This is a genomic window from Corynebacterium sp. p3-SID1194, from assembly GCF_025144155.1.
GTDB lineage: Bacteria > Actinomycetota > Actinomycetes > Mycobacteriales > Mycobacteriaceae > Corynebacterium.
In genome coordinates this window covers 58,083-73,601 of record NZ_JALXWY010000006.1, presented here as the reverse complement: position 1 = coordinate 73,601, position 15,519 = coordinate 58,083, and the positions used below count along the sequence as shown (strand labels likewise).

The 15,519-nt window shown below is 63.2% G+C and carries 22 protein-coding genes; 14 read left to right on the top strand and 8 right to left on the bottom strand.

The window, feature by feature from the left end:
• Genes purN through M3G19_RS06140 form a run of 4 tightly spaced genes read left to right on the top strand, consistent with a single transcriptional unit; the run spans nt 1 to nt 3,526 of the window.
• The gene (gene purN, locus M3G19_RS06155; protein ID WP_259901483.1) at nt 1-582 is read left to right on the top strand and encodes a phosphoribosylglycinamide formyltransferase; all 582 of its coding nucleotides are present in this window, start codon (nt 1-3) and stop codon (nt 580-582) included.
• The gene (gene purH / locus M3G19_RS06150) at nt 579-2,099 is read left to right on the top strand and encodes a bifunctional phosphoribosylaminoimidazolecarboxamide formyltransferase/IMP cyclohydrolase (protein WP_259901481.1); all 1,521 of its coding nucleotides are present in this window, start codon (nt 579-581) and stop codon (nt 2,097-2,099) included. Before purN ends, purH begins: the two co-directional genes overlap by 4 nt.
• Before the next feature lie 57 nt (nt 2,100-2,156).
• Nucleotides 2,157-2,654 (top strand): hypothetical protein, encoded by a 498-nt coding sequence (locus M3G19_RS06145; RefSeq protein WP_259901479.1) that lies wholly within the window; start codon nt 2,157-2,159, stop codon nt 2,652-2,654.
• A complete protein-coding gene (locus M3G19_RS06140; RefSeq protein WP_259901478.1) occupies nt 2,651-3,526 on the top strand; it encodes a class A beta-lactamase-related serine hydrolase in 876 nt (291 codons plus the stop codon). Before M3G19_RS06145 ends, M3G19_RS06140 begins: the two co-directional genes overlap by 4 nt.
• Before the next feature lie 76 nt (nt 3,527-3,602).
• On the opposite strand, the gene rpsR is transcribed toward M3G19_RS06140, so the two are convergent.
• From rpsR to M3G19_RS06115, 5 genes are all read right to left on the bottom strand, one after another.
• Nucleotides 3,603-3,851 carry a 30S ribosomal protein S18 gene (gene rpsR / locus M3G19_RS06135; RefSeq protein WP_076599274.1) on the bottom strand — a complete coding sequence of 83 codons (249 nt, stop codon included), beginning with the start codon at nt 3,849-3,851 and terminating at the stop codon, nt 3,603-3,605.
• A gap of 18 nt (nt 3,852-3,869) precedes the next feature.
• Nucleotides 3,870-4,175: a 30S ribosomal protein S14 gene (rpsN, locus tag M3G19_RS06130; RefSeq protein WP_076599275.1), complete on the bottom strand. Its 306-nt coding sequence runs from the start codon at nt 4,173-4,175 to the stop codon at nt 3,870-3,872.
• Nucleotides 4,176-4,177: 2 nt separating this feature from the next.
• The gene (rpmG, locus tag M3G19_RS06125; protein WP_012359793.1) at nt 4,178-4,342 is read right to left on the bottom strand and encodes a 50S ribosomal protein L33; all 165 of its coding nucleotides are present in this window, start codon (nt 4,340-4,342) and stop codon (nt 4,178-4,180) included.
• A gap of 3 nt (nt 4,343-4,345) precedes the next feature.
• A complete protein-coding gene (gene rpmB, locus M3G19_RS06120) occupies nt 4,346-4,582 on the bottom strand; it encodes a 50S ribosomal protein L28 (protein WP_075466037.1) in 237 nt (78 codons plus the stop codon).
• A 227-nt stretch (nt 4,583-4,809) separates the two neighbouring features.
• Entirely contained in the window at nt 4,810-5,937 is a 1,128-nt protein-coding gene (locus M3G19_RS06115; protein WP_259901469.1) for an SLC13 family permease, read from the bottom strand.
• A gap of 141 nt (nt 5,938-6,078) precedes the next feature.
• Between M3G19_RS06115 and M3G19_RS06110 the strand changes: the two genes are divergently transcribed.
• The 7 genes from M3G19_RS06110 (at nt 6,079) to M3G19_RS06080 (ending at nt 10,804) form a co-directional block, all read left to right on the top strand.
• The gene (locus M3G19_RS06110) at nt 6,079-6,351 is read left to right on the top strand and encodes a type B 50S ribosomal protein L31 (RefSeq protein ID WP_210573235.1); all 273 of its coding nucleotides are present in this window, start codon (nt 6,079-6,081) and stop codon (nt 6,349-6,351) included.
• Nucleotides 6,352-6,375: 24 nt separating this feature from the next.
• Entirely contained in the window at nt 6,376-6,549 is a 174-nt protein-coding gene (gene rpmF, locus M3G19_RS06105; RefSeq protein WP_076599278.1) for a 50S ribosomal protein L32, read from the top strand.
• Nucleotides 6,550-6,644: 95 nt separating this feature from the next.
• On the top strand, nt 6,645-7,346 hold the full coding sequence (locus M3G19_RS06100) for a response regulator transcription factor (RefSeq protein WP_259901463.1): 702 nt from the start codon (nt 6,645-6,647) through the stop codon (nt 7,344-7,346).
• Nucleotides 7,343-8,743: a HAMP domain-containing sensor histidine kinase gene (locus M3G19_RS06095; RefSeq protein ID WP_259901462.1), complete on the top strand. Its 1,401-nt coding sequence runs from the start codon at nt 7,343-7,345 to the stop codon at nt 8,741-8,743. Before M3G19_RS06100 ends, M3G19_RS06095 begins: the two co-directional genes overlap by 4 nt.
• A gap of 76 nt (nt 8,744-8,819) precedes the next feature.
• Nucleotides 8,820-9,998, top strand: coding sequence for a trypsin-like peptidase domain-containing protein (locus tag M3G19_RS06090; RefSeq protein ID WP_396121755.1), 1,179 nt, complete (start codon nt 8,820-8,822; stop codon nt 9,996-9,998).
• 50 nt (nt 9,999-10,048) lie between these two features.
• Nucleotides 10,049-10,615 (top strand): molybdenum cofactor biosynthesis protein B, encoded by a 567-nt coding sequence (locus tag M3G19_RS06085; protein WP_210573231.1) that lies wholly within the window; start codon nt 10,049-10,051, stop codon nt 10,613-10,615.
• Nucleotides 10,616-10,804 carry a hypothetical protein gene (locus tag M3G19_RS06080; RefSeq protein WP_259901461.1) on the top strand — a complete coding sequence of 63 codons (189 nt, stop codon included), beginning with the start codon at nt 10,616-10,618 and terminating at the stop codon, nt 10,802-10,804.
• Here the strand turns inward: M3G19_RS06080 and mscL are convergent.
• The 3 genes from mscL to M3G19_RS06065 form a co-directional block, all read right to left on the bottom strand.
• Complete coding sequence (gene mscL / locus M3G19_RS06075; protein WP_259901460.1) at nt 10,801-11,214, bottom strand: large-conductance mechanosensitive channel protein MscL; 414 nt, start codon at nt 11,212-11,214, stop codon at nt 10,801-10,803. The two genes, M3G19_RS06080 and mscL, sit on opposite strands and share 4 nt — an antisense overlap.
• Nucleotides 11,215-11,335: 121 nt before the next feature.
• Nucleotides 11,336-11,971, bottom strand: coding sequence for an SAF domain-containing protein (locus tag M3G19_RS06070; protein WP_396121754.1), 636 nt, complete (start codon nt 11,969-11,971; stop codon nt 11,336-11,338).
• Between the two features lie 3 nt (nt 11,972-11,974).
• A complete protein-coding gene (locus tag M3G19_RS06065; RefSeq protein WP_259901458.1) occupies nt 11,975-12,559 on the bottom strand; it encodes a 5-formyltetrahydrofolate cyclo-ligase in 585 nt (194 codons plus the stop codon).
• Between the two features lie 28 nt (nt 12,560-12,587).
• Here M3G19_RS06065 and M3G19_RS06060 point away from each other — a divergent pair, with 28 nt between their 5' ends.
• The 3 genes from M3G19_RS06060 to M3G19_RS06050 are packed head-to-tail and all read left to right on the top strand — an operon-like array spanning nt 12,588 to nt 15,440.
• Nucleotides 12,588-13,508: a UTP--glucose-1-phosphate uridylyltransferase gene (locus M3G19_RS06060; RefSeq protein ID WP_259901453.1), complete on the top strand. Its 921-nt coding sequence runs from the start codon at nt 12,588-12,590 to the stop codon at nt 13,506-13,508.
• Between the two features lie 19 nt (nt 13,509-13,527).
• Nucleotides 13,528-14,787, top strand: a complete 1,260-nt coding sequence (gene glp / locus M3G19_RS06055) for a gephyrin-like molybdotransferase Glp (RefSeq protein WP_259901451.1) — start codon at nt 13,528-13,530, stop codon at nt 14,785-14,787.
• 2 nt (nt 14,788-14,789) lie between these two features.
• Nucleotides 14,790-15,440 carry a GNAT family N-acetyltransferase gene (locus M3G19_RS06050; protein WP_259901449.1) on the top strand — a complete coding sequence of 217 codons (651 nt, stop codon included), beginning with the start codon at nt 14,790-14,792 and terminating at the stop codon, nt 15,438-15,440.
• Nucleotides 15,441-15,519: the final 79 nt, after the last annotated feature.

Below are 15,519 nucleotides of genomic sequence, written 5' to 3'. Positions count from 1 at the left end.
GTGGCAGAGACTTCTCAGACTTCTGTAGCGGTGCTCGTTTCCGGATCGGGGACGTTGCTTCAGGCGATCTTGGATAACCAGGGCTCATATTCGGTTGATCGTGTGGTCGCCGATGTGGAATGCCCGGCGTTGGACCGCGCGCGTAAAGCAGGCGTGCGCACTGAGGTCGTGGCGCTTGAGGGTGACCGGGACGATTGGAACCGGCGGCTCGCCGAAACGGTGGGGGACCCGGATCTCGTGGTGTCAGCCGGCTTCATGAAGATCGTGGGGGAGGCGTTCCTCGCGCGTTTCGAAGGCCGTCTGATCAATACCCATCCGGCGTTGCTGCCTGCATTTCCCGGCGCCCACGCGGTGCGCGACGCGCTCGCGTACGGCGTGAAGGTCACAGGCACCACCGTCCACTACATCGACGTCGGAGTGGATACCGGCGAGATCATCGCCCAGCGTGCGGTCGACGTGCGCGAGGGGGAGACTGAAGAAGATTTGCACGAACGCATTAAGGAAGTCGAGCGCGCACTTATCGTGGACACGTTGAACCGCGCCGAACCCTCAACTACTGGAAAGGTCGAATTCCGAGCATGAGCAATCGCACCCCCATCAAACGCGCACTGATCAGCGTTTACGACAAGACCGGGATTGAGGAACTCGCTGCCGCTCTGGCGGAGGCCGGGGTGGAGATCGTCTCCACCGGTTCCACAGCGCAACGAATCAAGGACACGGGCGTCGAAGTCACTGAGGTCGCTGAGGTGACCGGCTTCCCGGAGGTGCTCGAGGGCCGCGTGAAGACACTGCACCCGCACGTGCACGCCGGCATCCTGGCGGATTTACGGAAGGACGACCACGCGAAGCAGATCGAAGAGCTCGGCGTGAAGCCGTTCGAGCTCGTCGTGGTGAACCTCTACCCGTTCTCCGAGACGGTCGCTTCCGGTGCTGGCTTCGATGAGGTCGTCGAGATGATCGACATCGGCGGCCCGTCCATGGTCCGTGCGGCGGCGAAGAATCACCCGTCGGTGGCGATCGTCGTCGATCCCGCCAAGTACGGGGACGTTGCGGAAGCCGTCAAGGCCGGCGGCTTCGACGAGGACCAGCGCCGTCAGCTCGCGGCTGACGCGTTCGCGCACACGGCACAGTACGATGCGGCTGTTTCCGCTTGGTTCGACGAGCAGCTGGGAAGCTCGAAGCAGCTCCGTTACGGCGAGAACCCGCACCAGGCCGCAAGCCTCACCTCCGACGGCACCGGCCTGGCCGGCGCTACCCAGCACGGCGGCAAGGAAATGTCCTACAACAACTACCAGGACGCCGATGCGGCATGGCGCGCATGCTGGGACCACGAGCGCCCGTGCGTCGCCGTGATCAAGCACGCCAACCCGTGCGGCATCGCTGTTTCTGAGGACTCCATCGCCGAGGCTCACAAGAAGGCCCACGCCTGCGACCCAGTCAGCGCTTACGGTGGCGTGATCGCCGCCAACCGTGAGGTGACCCTTGAGATGGCCGAGCAGGTCAAGCCGATCTTCACTGAGGTGATCATCGCCCCGAGCTTCGCCGACGACGCGCTAGAGCTGCTGCAGACCAAGAAGAACCTGCGCATCCTCACCGCCGAGAAGCCGGAGCGCGAGGGCAAGGAGATCAAGCAGATCTCCGGCGGCATGCTCGTCCAGGACCGTGATATCTACCAGGCGGAGGGCGACAAGCCGGAGAATTGGACGCTCGCTGCTGGCGAAGCCGTTGACGAAGAGACCCTCAAGGACCTCGAGTTCGCATGGAATGCCATTCGCTGCGTGAAGTCCAATGCCATTCTCATTGCTGCCGACGGCGGCGCTGTGGGCGTGGGCATGGGCCAGGTCAACCGCGTCGACTCCGCGAAGCTCGCTGTCGACCGCGCCAACACTCTCGACGAGGGCCGCAACCGCACCAACGGGGCAGTCGCCGCATCGGACGCGTTCTTCCCGTTCGCTGACGGATTCCAGATCCTTGCCGACGCGGGTGTGAAGGCCGTTGTCCAGCCGGGCGGTTCCATCCGCGACGAGGAGGTCGTCGCCGCTGCGAATGAAGCCGGTGTGACGATGTACTTCACAGGGACGCGCCACTTCGCGCACTAGGAACTAAACTAGAGGTCTTTGAAGGACCTTTTTCTCGCGGAGCAAAGGATAATCAACGTGAGCACACCGACGTGGGACGCACCTGAGCAGCCAGCCCCGAAGAGCTCGAACACTGCTTTGATCGTCGTCAGCACGATCGCGGTGATGCTGGCTCTTGCCCTCGTCGGCTTTCTCGCGTTCTACTTTTTCTCCGGTTCGAAGCAGGAGACTGAAGAGACCGCAGCTTTGTCCCAGATCTCCGCGCCTGAGTCGGCGCCGGCATCAAACTCCACGGTCACGCAGACTGTCGACGCGCCGCCGCCGACCAAGGAAGAAAAGCCGAAGTGCGACTACTCTTCCTGGGACGTGACAGACTCGCAGGTGACCACCCCGGGCTTTGCCAAGAACGTCTTCAACGACTTCAAGGCGGCGTGCCGTGAGGAAGGGGGCCCGAATGTGACGCTCGTGGATGTCTACAGCCCCCGTACCGGTAAGAACTACACGATGTCGTGCCGGGACCGCGGAGACCAGGTCGTGTGCACCGGTGGCCGTAATGCGGCGGTTTATATCTCGTGAGGAAAGCACTGACCGGAGGCGTGCTGGGGGCGGCGCTGTGCCTCACCGCCTGCACCGTCGGCGACCCCCTGGAAGAGCCGGCACCCGTCGATGTCACCACCGTGACTGAGACCGCCAAGCCCACGCCAGAATCGTCGGAACCGTCAGAAGCGACGCAGCCGAAAACTCCTGAAAAGCGCGAACCTTCCGGCGCTGATGTCACCGCTGAGCTCACCTCCGCGGTCGACCAAGTCGTCGCAGCGCACGGGGGAACAGCGGCGGTGTCGATGGGCGAGTCCACCGCCGGTGACGCGTCCAGTTTCGCGTCCTGGTCCACCATGAAGGTCCCGGTGGCGATTGCCGCTCTCAAAGAGCACCCCGAGATGACCGTGGAGGCCACGAACGCCATTGAGGTCTCCGATAACGGGGCAGCGGACATGCTGTGGAATGCGACCACGCCGGAAGCGGTGGAAGCAGTCCTCGCCGAAGGCGGTGCCCCCGTCACAGTAGAAAGAAATATCACCCGCCCAGGCTTCTCTGCCTTCGGCCAGACGCAGTGGAGCGTTGCCGACCAAGCGCGGTTCGCGTCGAACCTGGGCTGTGTCGCAGGCTCTGGCCCGGTCCTCGAGATGATGGGGAATGTCGCCCAGAACTACGGCCTCGGAACGATCCCGGGGGCGCGGTTCAAAGGGGGATGGGGGCCGTCGATAAGCGGTGCGTACGAGGTCCGCCAACTGGGACTCGTGCCGGACGCTGCTGGCCGCACGATTCCCGTCGCTATCGCTGCGAGCGCGGCGGACGGCACCTACGAATCCGCGCAAGTGATGCTCACACAGCTCGTGACCGAGCTCGGCCCAGCTCTCAACGCCGCTCCCGAAGCCGCCTGCGCATAAAAAATCTCCCCCGCCTCCAAGATTGGAAGCGGGGGAGAAGCCGAAACTCTACGCTGTCATCGTCAACCTTGGCTAATTAGCGGGTCGTGAACGGCAGGAGAGCCATCTCGCGCGCGTTCTTCACAGCGGTAGCGACCTGGCGCTGCTGCTGCGGCGTCAGGCCAGTGACGCGACGCGAACGGATCTTGTGGCGATCGGAGATGAACAGACGCAAGGTCTCAATGTCCTTGTAGTCCACAGCTTCGATGCCCTTGGCCTTGAGCGGGTTCTTCTTCGGGCGGCGGGACTGCTCCATCCGCACCTTGCGGTTGTTATTGCGCTTCATTTACATGCACTCCCTTGCTTACCACGAGGACTTGCGGACGCCCGGCAGCTCACCGCGGTGGGCCATCTCGCGCATACGGACGCGGGACAGGCCGAACTTGCGGAGGTAGCCGCGGGGGCGGCCGTCGTGCGAGTCGCGGTTACGGACGCGAGCCGGGGAGGCATCGCGCGGCTGACGGTTGAGCTCAAACTGAGCTTCGAGACGGTCCTCGTCGGACGTCTCCGGGTTACGGATGATCGCCTTGAGCTCCTGACGGCGCTCGGCGTAACGCTCGACGATCTCCTTGCGCTTCTCGTTCTTAGCGATCTTGGACTTCTTCGCCATTCTTATCGCTCCTCGCGGAATTCAACGTGCTTGCGCGCAACCGGATCGTACTTCTTCAGCGTGATGCGGTCCGGGTTATTGCGCTTGTTCTTACGGGTGACGTAGGTGTAGCCGGTGCCCGCGGTGCTCTTGAGCTTGATGATCGGGCGGATATCGTTACGTGCCATGAGCTAGATCTTCTCCCCTCGGGCGCGGATCTGAGCAACGACGGACTCGATGCCGTCGCGATCGATGATCTTCAGACCCTTGGTGGAAACATTAAGCGTGATGGTACGGCCCTCGGAGGGCAGGTAGAAACGCCGCTTCTGCACGTTGGGGTTCCAACGGCGCGAATGGCGGCGGTGCGAGTGAGACACGGTCTTGCCGAAAGACGGCTTCTTTCCCGTGACCTGGCAATGTGCCGACATTGGTTACTTCTTTCTCCTAGCCGCTTGAGCCACGGAGACTATGAGGTGGACGCCGCGCTCGCTAATGGTTATCGGCCGGAAATGTGAGGATGGCCGTGATGAACGAGGGCGTCGCAAGTCACCGGTTGACTAAGCGTAAACGTGTACTTCGACAACAGCGAGAGTAAACACTACACGCGCACGCCCTCATCTCATAATCGCTCGCGCGCTTATCGACGGGCTTCCGTTCAGCCCGCAACCATCATTGCCCCGAGCGGGACCGCGACAGCGAAAGGTGCGAGACATGCGCCGCGGACGGCCACGTCCTTCCATGCGACGGCGACCCCCGCACGCTGTAGCTGGTCGTGCCATAGCAGCGTGGCGAGCGACGCCCACGGCGTCACGATGGGCCCGCAGTTGACACCTATTAGTAGGGCCATGATCTGCTGCGGGGTCTGCGCGGACGGTTCCAGCAGCAAATAAGCCGGCAAATTATTCACTGCATTCGCTGCTACTGCGCCTGCCGCGGCGAGCGGAACTGGGTCGAGCTCCCCGAATTCAATCCCGGCGGCAATTGCGGCGGCGGAGGCACACGAAAAGGTGGCGGCCAAGACGATTGAGAACCACGGAACGAGATTGCTTCTGCGGTGGTTCTTTTCGGCTGCCGCGTAGAGCACTGCTGCGGCGACCGTACTGACAAGCCAGTAGGGGAGCACCAGTAGCGCCGGAGGGATGACCGCCAGCACGGCGAGCGCGACCCTCAAGGCGGGACTGCTCGCCGCTTCGTCCTCAGTCCGCGGACTCGGCGCAGGCTCGTCCGCGGCGAGAACATAGGTCAGCCAAGACGCAGCCACGGCGACGAGGAGTGCCGCGGCGGCCGGGGCGGCGGCCATGCGCATATATGCGGTCTCAGACGCGATGTGGGCTGGCCCGGCGGCGAGAAGATTGGTCAGGTTCGACACTGGCAAAAGCAGCGAGCCGAGGTTGGCTATCCACACCACGGCGAATGCCACCGGCACCACCTTCAGGCCGTTTCTGCGCGCCAGGGCCACCGCCATCGGGGTGATCATGATCGCTGTCGTGTCGAGAGAGAGAAAGATCGTGGAGGCCGCTGCGATGGCGACAATGCCGGACCAGAGTGCCCACGGCGAGCGTGTCCACCTCTCAAGTCCGCGCGCGACCGCCTCGAATGCTCCGGCGGCGGACGCTAGATTCACAGTCACGGACATTCCCGCGACGAACAACAGCACCGGGGCCAGTCGCAGCGCGAGGGAGAGCAGGGCTTCTGGCTCGGCGACGGCGAGAAAAACAGCGCTCGGAGCGAGCACGGCTGCGCACACGGCCCAGCGAAGCAGCGATTTCGGGATAGTGTCCATCACCTGTACTATGTATCAAGTTGTCTGATCAGGCGTATTCGCGCTGCTCGGATAAAGACCATTTTCGCACCCAACTCAGGCACGATCCGGATAAGCATTCCGGAACCGACCTGAAGTATCAATCCTGAGGGAAACGAAGAGATGAAAAAAGATATCCACCCTGATTACCACCCGGTGATCTTCCAGGACGCAGGTACTGGCCGCCAGTTCCTGACCCGTTCCACCGCGACCTCTGACCGTACTGTCCAGTGGGAGGACGGCAACGAGTACCCGCTCATCGTCGTCGACGTGACCAGCGAGTCGCACCCGTTCTGGACTGGCGCACAGCGTGTCATGGACACCGCTGGCCGCGTCGAGAAGTTCAACCGCCGCTTCGGTGGCATGGCCCGCCGCAAGAAGAAGTCCGCCAACTAATCGCGGTAAAGGAGGAAAGACACCATGGCAACCCCGAAGTTCCGTAAGTCCCGTTCGAATACGCACCACCGCCGTTCCCAGTGGAAGGCTGACAACGCCGCACTGCAGGAAGTCAAGATCGACGGTCAGACCGTGCGTATCCCGCGCCGCCTGATCAAGGCCGCTGAGCAGGGCCTGATCGACGTCGAGCAGTTCTAAGCTCGGTGCCAAAACTCGATAGCTAAAAGCCGGTCATCCCGATTGCGGTGGCCGGCTTTTCGCATATGCAGGCGAAATTGCCCATAATAGATCGCATGAAAGTTCTGGTGGTCGACGATGAGCAGGCAGTCCGCGAATCCCTGCGCCGTTCCCTGAAATTCAACGGGTACGACGTCATCCTGGCAGAAGATGGCGTGCAAGCCCTGGACATGATCAGGGCCGAGCAACCGGATCTCACCATTCTGGACGTGATGATGCCGCGTCTCGACGGACTCGGGGTGTGCCGCGAGCTGCGCTCCACTGGGTACGACCGGCCGATTCTCATGCTCACTGCTCGCGACGGTGTCGCCGAGCGCGTCGCCGGCCTCGATGCCGGCGCGGATGACTACCTGCCCAAGCCTTTCGCTCTCGAAGAATTGCTGGCCCGCGTGCGCTCCCTGTTTCGCCGCGCGCAGGCGGATGCGACAGACGTCGAAAAGCGAGGCCCTAGTGCTGAGCTGACCTTCGAAGACCTTCACCTCGATGCGATTTCCCGCGATGTCTACCGCGGCGACCGGCACATCTCCCTGACGCGAACGGAATTCTCCCTGTTGGAAGTTTTGATGCGCAACCCGCGTCGCGTGCTGTCCCGCCAGACGATTCTCGAGGAGGTCTGGGGGCACGAGTTCCCGTCCTCCGGTAATGCCTTGGAGGTGTATATCGGGTACCTGCGCCGGAAAACTGAGGCCGGCGGTGAGGCGCGTCTGATCCACACCGTCCGTGGCGTGGGTTATGTCCTGCGGGAGACCGCTCCGTGATCCTTCGCCGCATCACTGCGGACGGAGATATGGATCTGCGCCCGGCGCGCACCTCTCCCGTCCGCGGCCGGATCGCCACATTCGCTGGCGCCGGCGTGGCAACGGCGGTTGGCGCGACCGCAGTGATGTCGTATATCGCCGTGTTCGGCGCAATGGAGGAGCATGAACTCAGTGCACTGAATTCCCGCACCATCGCGCTGATGCGGCAGGTGGATGACGGCACAGCGGATGATGAGGCGCTACGGTCGATCGTCGATAAGTTCAGGGCCGATAACCCCGGCTACCGTGCGTCTGTCTCGCGGCAGGAACACGAGTTCTTCGTTGGCGATCCAATGCCTGTGGACCGGATGGCGCGCGATGGCGAACCTGCGAATTGGTCGCAGCTCGAAAACGGAGACGAGATGGTCTCCGTGCTGCGCAATGACCACGGCACGACGGTCGCGGTGGCGCACAACCGTGCTCATTTCTCGCACCTGCAAAGTCGGCTGAAAGCGATTCTCGCCGGCATCGTCGGTCTGGGCACTCTGCTTGCGGCACTGACGGGCAGCATCATCGCGCGTGTGACCGTTCGGCCTGTCGGCCGTCTCCGCCACGCAATGGACAAGGTCTCCACTGAAGGGAGTCTGGAGCCCATTGAGGTCGTGGGTAACGACGAGTACGCCAAGCTGACCGAATCGCTCAATTCGATGATGGAATCGCTCAACGAATCGCGCGTGCGTCAAGCTCAGCTCGTCGCTGATGCGGGCCACGAATTGCGCACGCCGCTGACGTCGATGCGCACGAATATCGAGCTCCTCATCATGCTGCACCGTTCCGGACAGATGGCGGAGATGCCGCAGGAGGAACTCGACGCGCTCGAAGACGATGTCAAAGCCCAAATGGAGGAGTTGTCCACGCTCATCGGTGACCTTGTGGACTTGGCGCGCGAGGACGACCTACAAAGGGAATTCGAGCCGGTGCGACTGGACCACCTCCTGACAGAGGCAATGACCCGCGTGCAGCGCCGCCGCCCGGACGTGAATTTCCGATTCCGCGCAGACCCGTGGATCCTCGACGCCGACCGCGCCGCCTTATCGCGCGCGCCCGTCAACCTCCTCGACAACGCCGCGAAATGGTCCCCGCCCGGCGGTGTCGTGCGCGTCTCCTTGCGCGCGGCGACGCGCAGCGCCGTGCTGATTATCGACGATTCCGGCCCAGGCATCGACCCGGATGTCCGCGAGAAAGTCTTCGAGCGCTTCTACCGAGCGCCCGAATCGCGCTCCATGCCGGGCTCGGGATTGGGGCTGTCCATTGCCGGACAAGTTCTCGAGCGACACGGTGCCTCCATCGCGATTGAGGATTCCGACGACGGCGGCGCACGTATCCGCGTCGTTTTTCCGGGCCGTCCCGCACAGTGATTGCTCAGCAACCATTACGATAAGGACGGATCAGAATAAAGAACTGACACAGCGTTAAAGAGGACAATCACCGAGCATGACAACCCCGGAAATGAACCAAGGTTTCGGCGAGCCCGTGGTGCCGCCGCCGTATAGCGAGCCATTCCCCGTCCAGCCGGAGAAGAAAAAGGGGTTGGGGGCGGGAGCAGTCCTCGCTATTTCGCTCATCACAGGTCTGATCGGAGGCGTGGGCGGCGGTGCCGCCGCGAGCATGCTGACCGGCAGCGAGACCTCTATTGGTGCCAGCAACAACCAGAACTCGCTCGAGGCCCCGGTGAAAAAGGAGCGCACCCCGGCACCGGACGGTTCCGTGGAGAAGGTCGCCGAGTCGGTTCTGCCAGCTGTCGTGTCCATCGAGGTGGCCACGCGCAAGGGTGGGGCAGAAGGCTCGGGGTCGATCATCAGCGCTGACGGCATGGTGCTCACGAACCACCACGTTGTCGCGGAAGCTGGCGGCGAAGGCGCGCAGGTGCGCGTGACGCTTAACGACGGCACGAAGCACCCCGCCAAATTCATCGCCTCCGACGTGAACACCGATGTCGCCGTGATTCAGATCGAGGGTGTCAAGGACCTGCCCACGATCCAGTTCGGCGATTCCAGCGACCTTGCCGTCGGCCAGTCCGTTGTGGCGATCGGTTCGCCGCTCGGCCTGTCGGCGACGGTGACCACGGGCATCGTCTCTGCCCTCAATCGCCCAGTGCGTGCGGCCCAAGGCGGGGGACAGTCCTCCCTGATGGACGGCATTCAGACCGATGCCGCGATCAACCCCGGTAACTCCGGCGGCCCGCTGGTGGACATGAACGGCCACCTCATCGGCATGAACTCCGTCATCGCGTCGCTGTCGCAGGGTGAGTCGGGTGAGGCAGGTTCCATCGGCCTCGGCTTCGCTATCCCCTCGAATTTCGCGCGTCGCGTCGCCGAACAGCTCATCAACGAAGGTAAAGCCCGCCAGCCGATGTTGGGCGTTGAAGTGGACATTCGTGCCCAAACGGGCGGTGCACTCGTGAGCAAAGTCCAGCCCGGCAGCCCAGCGGAGAAGGGCGGACTTAAGGCCGGCGACATCGTGACCCGTATCAATGACCGTTTGATCGAATCGTCGGATGCCCTCGTCGCAGCTACCCGCTCCTTCGATTTCGGTGAGACCGTTGAGCTCGAGGTCCACTCCGAAGGCTCCGAGGAATCCAGAACGGTAGAGGTGACTCTAAGTTCCGAGTAGGTTCTCTAAGTAGCAAAGAGAATCAACGACGAACCGCGAGGAGCCCGATCATGTCAAACACTCTTGACGCGCTAGACCTCAACGAGCCGGACGAGGCATTCCTGCTCGCATCGGAGGCGGAAGTCGAGCTGCCGGCCCAGCCGTGCGCGCTCGCGGTTCTGATTAGCGATCACAAGCGCAACGGCGCTATCGCCGAGGGCACGGACCAGCTGGTCCTCGAGCTGCTCCAGGAGATGGGCTACAAGGTCGACGGCGTGGTCAGCGTGAAGTCGAAGAAGTCCGAGATCCGCAAGGTCATTGAAACCGCAGTCGTCGGGGGCGTTGACCTGGTGGTCACCGTCGGCGGCACTGGTGTCGGCCCGCGCGATAAAGCCCCGGAGGCGACTCGCGCAGTGATCGACCAGCTCGTCCCCGGCGTGGGACAGGCGGTGCGCGCATCCGGCCAATCGTGCGGCGCTGTTGATGCCTGCACGTCCCGCGGCATTTGCGGCGTGTCGGGCTCGACCGTCGTGGTCAACTTGGCGCCGTCGCGTGCGGCAATCCGCGACGGTATGTCCACCATCGCGCCGCTGGTCGCCCACCTCATCAGCGAGCTGCGCAAGTACAGCGTGCAGTAAATGGCTTCCCGGAAAAGACGCCGGGCACGGCGCATCTTGGATGTCGATTACGACAGAAAAGCGGACCGCCCGGAAACCGGACGGTCCGCTGGTGACGGCGAGCGGATCGTTGAATTAGATGATGCGCTGCCGGAGGGTGACGCAGCCGCTAACTACGAAGAGGAGCGGCCGCCGCATCACGGAGATTAGCCCTTGATCTGCGGGTTCTTTCCCTGCGCGAGCAGGTCGCGGATCTCGGTGAGCAGCTCCTGCTCGGTCGGGTCTTCAGCCTTCGGGTCGATGCCCTTGCGGATCTTCTGCTGCTCGTCCAGCTTGTTCATCGGGGCGACGATGAGGAAGTAGACGACAGCGGCGATCAGCAGGAAGTTGATGATGGCAGTGATGAGGGCACCGAAGTCCATGAAGGTGGACTCGTCGCCGGAAATGATCTTGAAGCCGAGACCGGAGAAGTCAGCGCCGCCGATGGAGTTGATCAGCGGGTTGATGATGTTGTCGGAGAAGGCGGTCACGATTGCGGTGAATGCGGCACCGATGACGACACCGACTGCGAGCTCGATGACGTTGCCGCGCAGGATGAAGTCTTTGAAGCCCTTGAGCATGAGGAGTCCCTCCTAGGGGAGTAGAGAAGTTTAGTGCCTGACAGAAGTTACTACAGTGATTTGGATAAGGCCATCACCCACTGTCCAAGTTTCCAGAGATTTCAACGAAAATTCGCATAGTTCAGCGCCCGCGCTGTGCTATGACCACCGCGAGCGGCGAGGACAACGACGCGGCTGCCACTGCCGACGCATCACGGTGCCGCAACAAGAGGAGTAGCCCTGAGCTGGGATTATCATCTTCTTCCGGCGCTCCGGCGATGACGACTATTCCGGATTCCGCCACCGTGATCGCTTCTTTCTCGCCGGCGGTGACGACGGACACGTGGTCGCCGTGGTGGAGCATGGGAAGGATGTCGGGGTCGGCGAGCTTGACCGGCACCAATGTGAACTCGTCGGCATCATCGCCCACCAGGGCGCTGACCAGGTCAGGGCCGAGTAGTCGCGTTGCGGTGACCACCTCCCCGGCCGACGCATGCGAGGCGATGATCTGCCCGGACGCATCCTCCAGCGAGGTCACAGCCGAAGACGGCACGGCATCTTCCGGGAGCGGACGCACCGCGAGATCGTCAGCTTCGACTACGTCGCCCGGGGCCACGTCGCGCGCGAAAACGACTACGCCGGGGTCGGCGTTCGCCCTGTTCATCAGGGCACTCAGTGCTGCGCCGGCGACCAGGACAGCGGCAGCGCTTCGGCGCAGCACAACGGCCCGGCGGTAGCCGGGGGTACGGAGAAAATGGAGAAAGCCAGACAAGTCCATGCTTTATTGGACTGCCGGACCACCCCGTTCGGTTCCCAGCCACATGAAACCTGACTGCGTCACGGCACCGTCGATGGGGTGGTCGTGTGGTTCGCTTGGCAGTTCATCATGGACTTCGTCGTCATAAACAAGCGCGATAATCGGGCACGTCACGCCGTTCAGCGCGCGATCGTAATAGCCTGCGCCTTGCCCCAGCCGTACGCCCGAACGGTCCACGCCGAGAGCGGGAACGATCACGGCATCGCACGAGAGCTTGCTTAACGACGCCTCACCCGGCCCCTCCGGTTCTCCGATCCCGAAGTGCGCGCCACGGTGTAGTTCGCCCGAGTATTTTCCCCACCGCAGATCCCCCTCTGGCGGGGTGATCGGGAGCCACACCTCGTGGTTATTGCTCAACTCAGGCAGGAGATATTCGCCGCCTGGCTCGCCAGACAAAGGGGAGTAGGCGGCCACGCGCGCCCCTGGCTCGAGCCAATCGAGCAGGTGGGAGACCACGGCGGCGTCGATAAGCGAATGCTCACTCTTTGCGCGCCGCCGACGCGTCTCGGTGCGGATTGCTTCTTTCGCGGAGTGGCCTACACGGAACACGGAATCATTGTAGGTAAACTGCTCATTCATGCAGAATTCTGACCAGAAGCCGGACGCTGCCGTGAAGACCGTCGTCGTGCCGGCCGCCGGGATGGGAACGCGTTTCCTGCCGGCGACTAAGACTGTTCCGAAAGAACTGCTGCCTGTGGTTGATACCCCTGGCATTGAGTTGATTGCGGAGGAAGCTGCCCAATTGGGGGCCGAGCGCCTCGCCGTGGTGACAGCGCCGGGCAAAGATGAAGTCATGGAGCATTTCGGCGAATTCGACCAGCTCCGTGCCACGCTGCTTGGCCGCGGTAAAGAGGAGCAGGCGCAGAAAGTCTCCCGCGCCGCCGAGATCATCCGGGCAGAAGCTGTCGTGCAGGAAGAGCCGCTCGGGCTCGGCCACGCAGTCGGCTGTGCGGAGTCCATCCTTGATGACGGCGAAGACGTCGTCGCCGTGATGCTTCCCGACGACCTGGTGCTGCCCACCGGCGTGATGGAGAAGATGGCGAATGTGCGCGCGGAGCTCGGCGGCTCTGTGCTGTGCGCATTTGAAGTCAGCCCGGAAGAGGTCTTCAATTACGGCGTTTTCGATGTCCGCGACGTTGAGGGCCATGACGACGTCAAGCGCGTGGTCGGCATGGTGGAAAAGCCGGACCCGGCCGATGCACCGTCTAATTTCGTGGCCACCGGCCGCTACTTGCTCGACCGGAAGATCTTCGACGCGCTCCGCCGCATCGAGCCCGGCAAGGGCGGTGAGCTGCAGCTGACCGACGCGATTGAGCTGATGATCAACGAGGGTCACCCGGTCCACGTCGTCGTGCACAACGGCAAGCGCCACGACCTGGGCAACCCGGGCGGGTACATCCCCGCCAATGTGGACTTCGGGCTGCGCCACGAGAAGTACGGTCCGGCGTTGTACAAGGCGATCAAGCAGATCATCGCTGATTACGAGGCGGAACTCTAGGACCATCCAGGAGGGGACCATGCGTAGTGTCGACGACCACCTTGCCTTGATCATCGATGCGACGATGACGCCCGAGCCGATCCGCATCGGCATTACCGACGCGCTTGGCCTCATGTGTGCAGAAGAGGTGCAGGCGACCTCGCCGCTGCCCGGATTCTCCCAGGCCGCGGTGGATGGCTACGCAGTCCGCGCCGTCGATGTCGGGGGCGGAAAGAGCCTCGGCCACAAAGAGGACTCGCCTGCGCCCGAGGCTTCCCTCCCTGTTGTCGGTGAAGTGGCCGCTGGCTCCCAGAAACCACTGCGCCTGCAGCCCCGCCAGGCTGTCCGCGTTGCCACGGGCGCGCCGCTGCCCACGCTTGCCGACGCAGTTCTGCCCCTCGAGTGGTCCGACCGCGGCCGCAAACGCGTCACCCCGCATCGCCCGGTCCGCTCCGGCGACTTCATCCGCCGTGAGGGCGATGACATTCAGCCCGGCGATATCGCCGTCCGCTCCGGTGCGGTTCTCGGCCCAGCGCAGATCGGCCTGCTCGCCGCCACCGGCCGCGATAAAGTGCTGGTCTACCCGCGCCCCCGCGTGACCGTGATGTCCTATGGTCTCGAGCTCGTCGACATCGACCGCAACCCTGGCCTGGGGCAGGTCTACGACGTCAGCTCTTATGCGGTGGCCTCTGCTGCGAAAGACGCCGGCGCCGATGTCAACCGCGTCGGCATCATCAATGCCGAGCCGCGCCGACTCAAAGAGCAGCTCGCTGTCCAGGCGCAGAAGAGCGAGTTCATCGTCATTACAGGTGCCGTCGGCGGTTCGAGTGCGAAACCCATCCAGGAGGCTCTCGGCGAGCTGGGCGATATCGACACGACCCGCGTCGCCATGCATCCTGGTTCCGCTCAAGGCTTCGGTCTCATCGGCGAGGATCGCATCCCGGTCTTCCTGCTCCCGTCGAATCCGGTGAGCGCGCTAGTGATTTTTGAGGCGCTCATCCGTCCGGCGATCCGCACGTCCTTGGGCAAGCGTGTCCCGACCCGCCGCACGGTCAAGGCGCGCGCTTTGGGGCGTATCGAGTCCATTCCGGGCCGCCTCGGCTTCATCCGTGCCCGCCTGATGCGCGATGCGGAAACACACGATTACCTGGTCGACGGCATCGGTGGTGTCTCCGGCAGCCCGGCCCACCTGCTCGCTGGACTGGCTGAGGCCAACGCCATCATCCGCATTCCTGCCGATGTCTCCGAGGTCCGTCCCGGCGATATCGTGGACGTGTTATTCCTCCAACAGCGGGCTTAACGATGTTCAATTTCCTCGGTCGGGCAAGCCACCCCGGCTGGCCCAAACCGACCCCTACCGTGCACGTCCCAGGGGCGACGCTCCGGCTCCGGCCACTGGCTGCGAGCGACGGAAAGAGCTGGGCGCGGATGCGCATCCAAGATGAAGAGATTCTCCGCCCCGTCGAGCCCACCGTGCCCGGCACGTGGGAGGAAGCCCATTCACAGGCGGCGTGGCGGTCGAATTGGCAGAATCTGCGCCGCTTCGCCCGCGACGGAATCATCGTTCCGCTCGCCATCGAGCTCGACGACCGTTTCATTGGGCAAGTCACGCTGGGCAATATCCAGCACGGCGCGATCGGGGAGTGCTGGGTCGGGTACTGGGTGTATTCGCGGTTCGCGGGCCGCGGCATCGCCACCGTTGCGTGCGCACTCGGCGTGGACCACGCCTTCGCCCGCATCGGCCTTCACCGAGTCACCGCCACCTATCTGCCGAACAACCCAGCTTCGGGCAAAGTGCTCGCGAACGTCGGCTTCCGGGAGGAAGGTTTTTTGCGCGAGAATTTGCATATCGACGGTGCGTGGCGCGACCACCATTTCGTCGCCCAAAACATCGACGACCTGCCCGGTTCCGCCATCGAACGCCTCGCCGCCCGCGGCCGCTGCTGGATCTAGAAATTCCCGCTTCCTTTCGCGGCGTGGGTCGGTCATTGCCGGATGAGATCTCTATAACCTCAGCCAGGAAACATGCCCG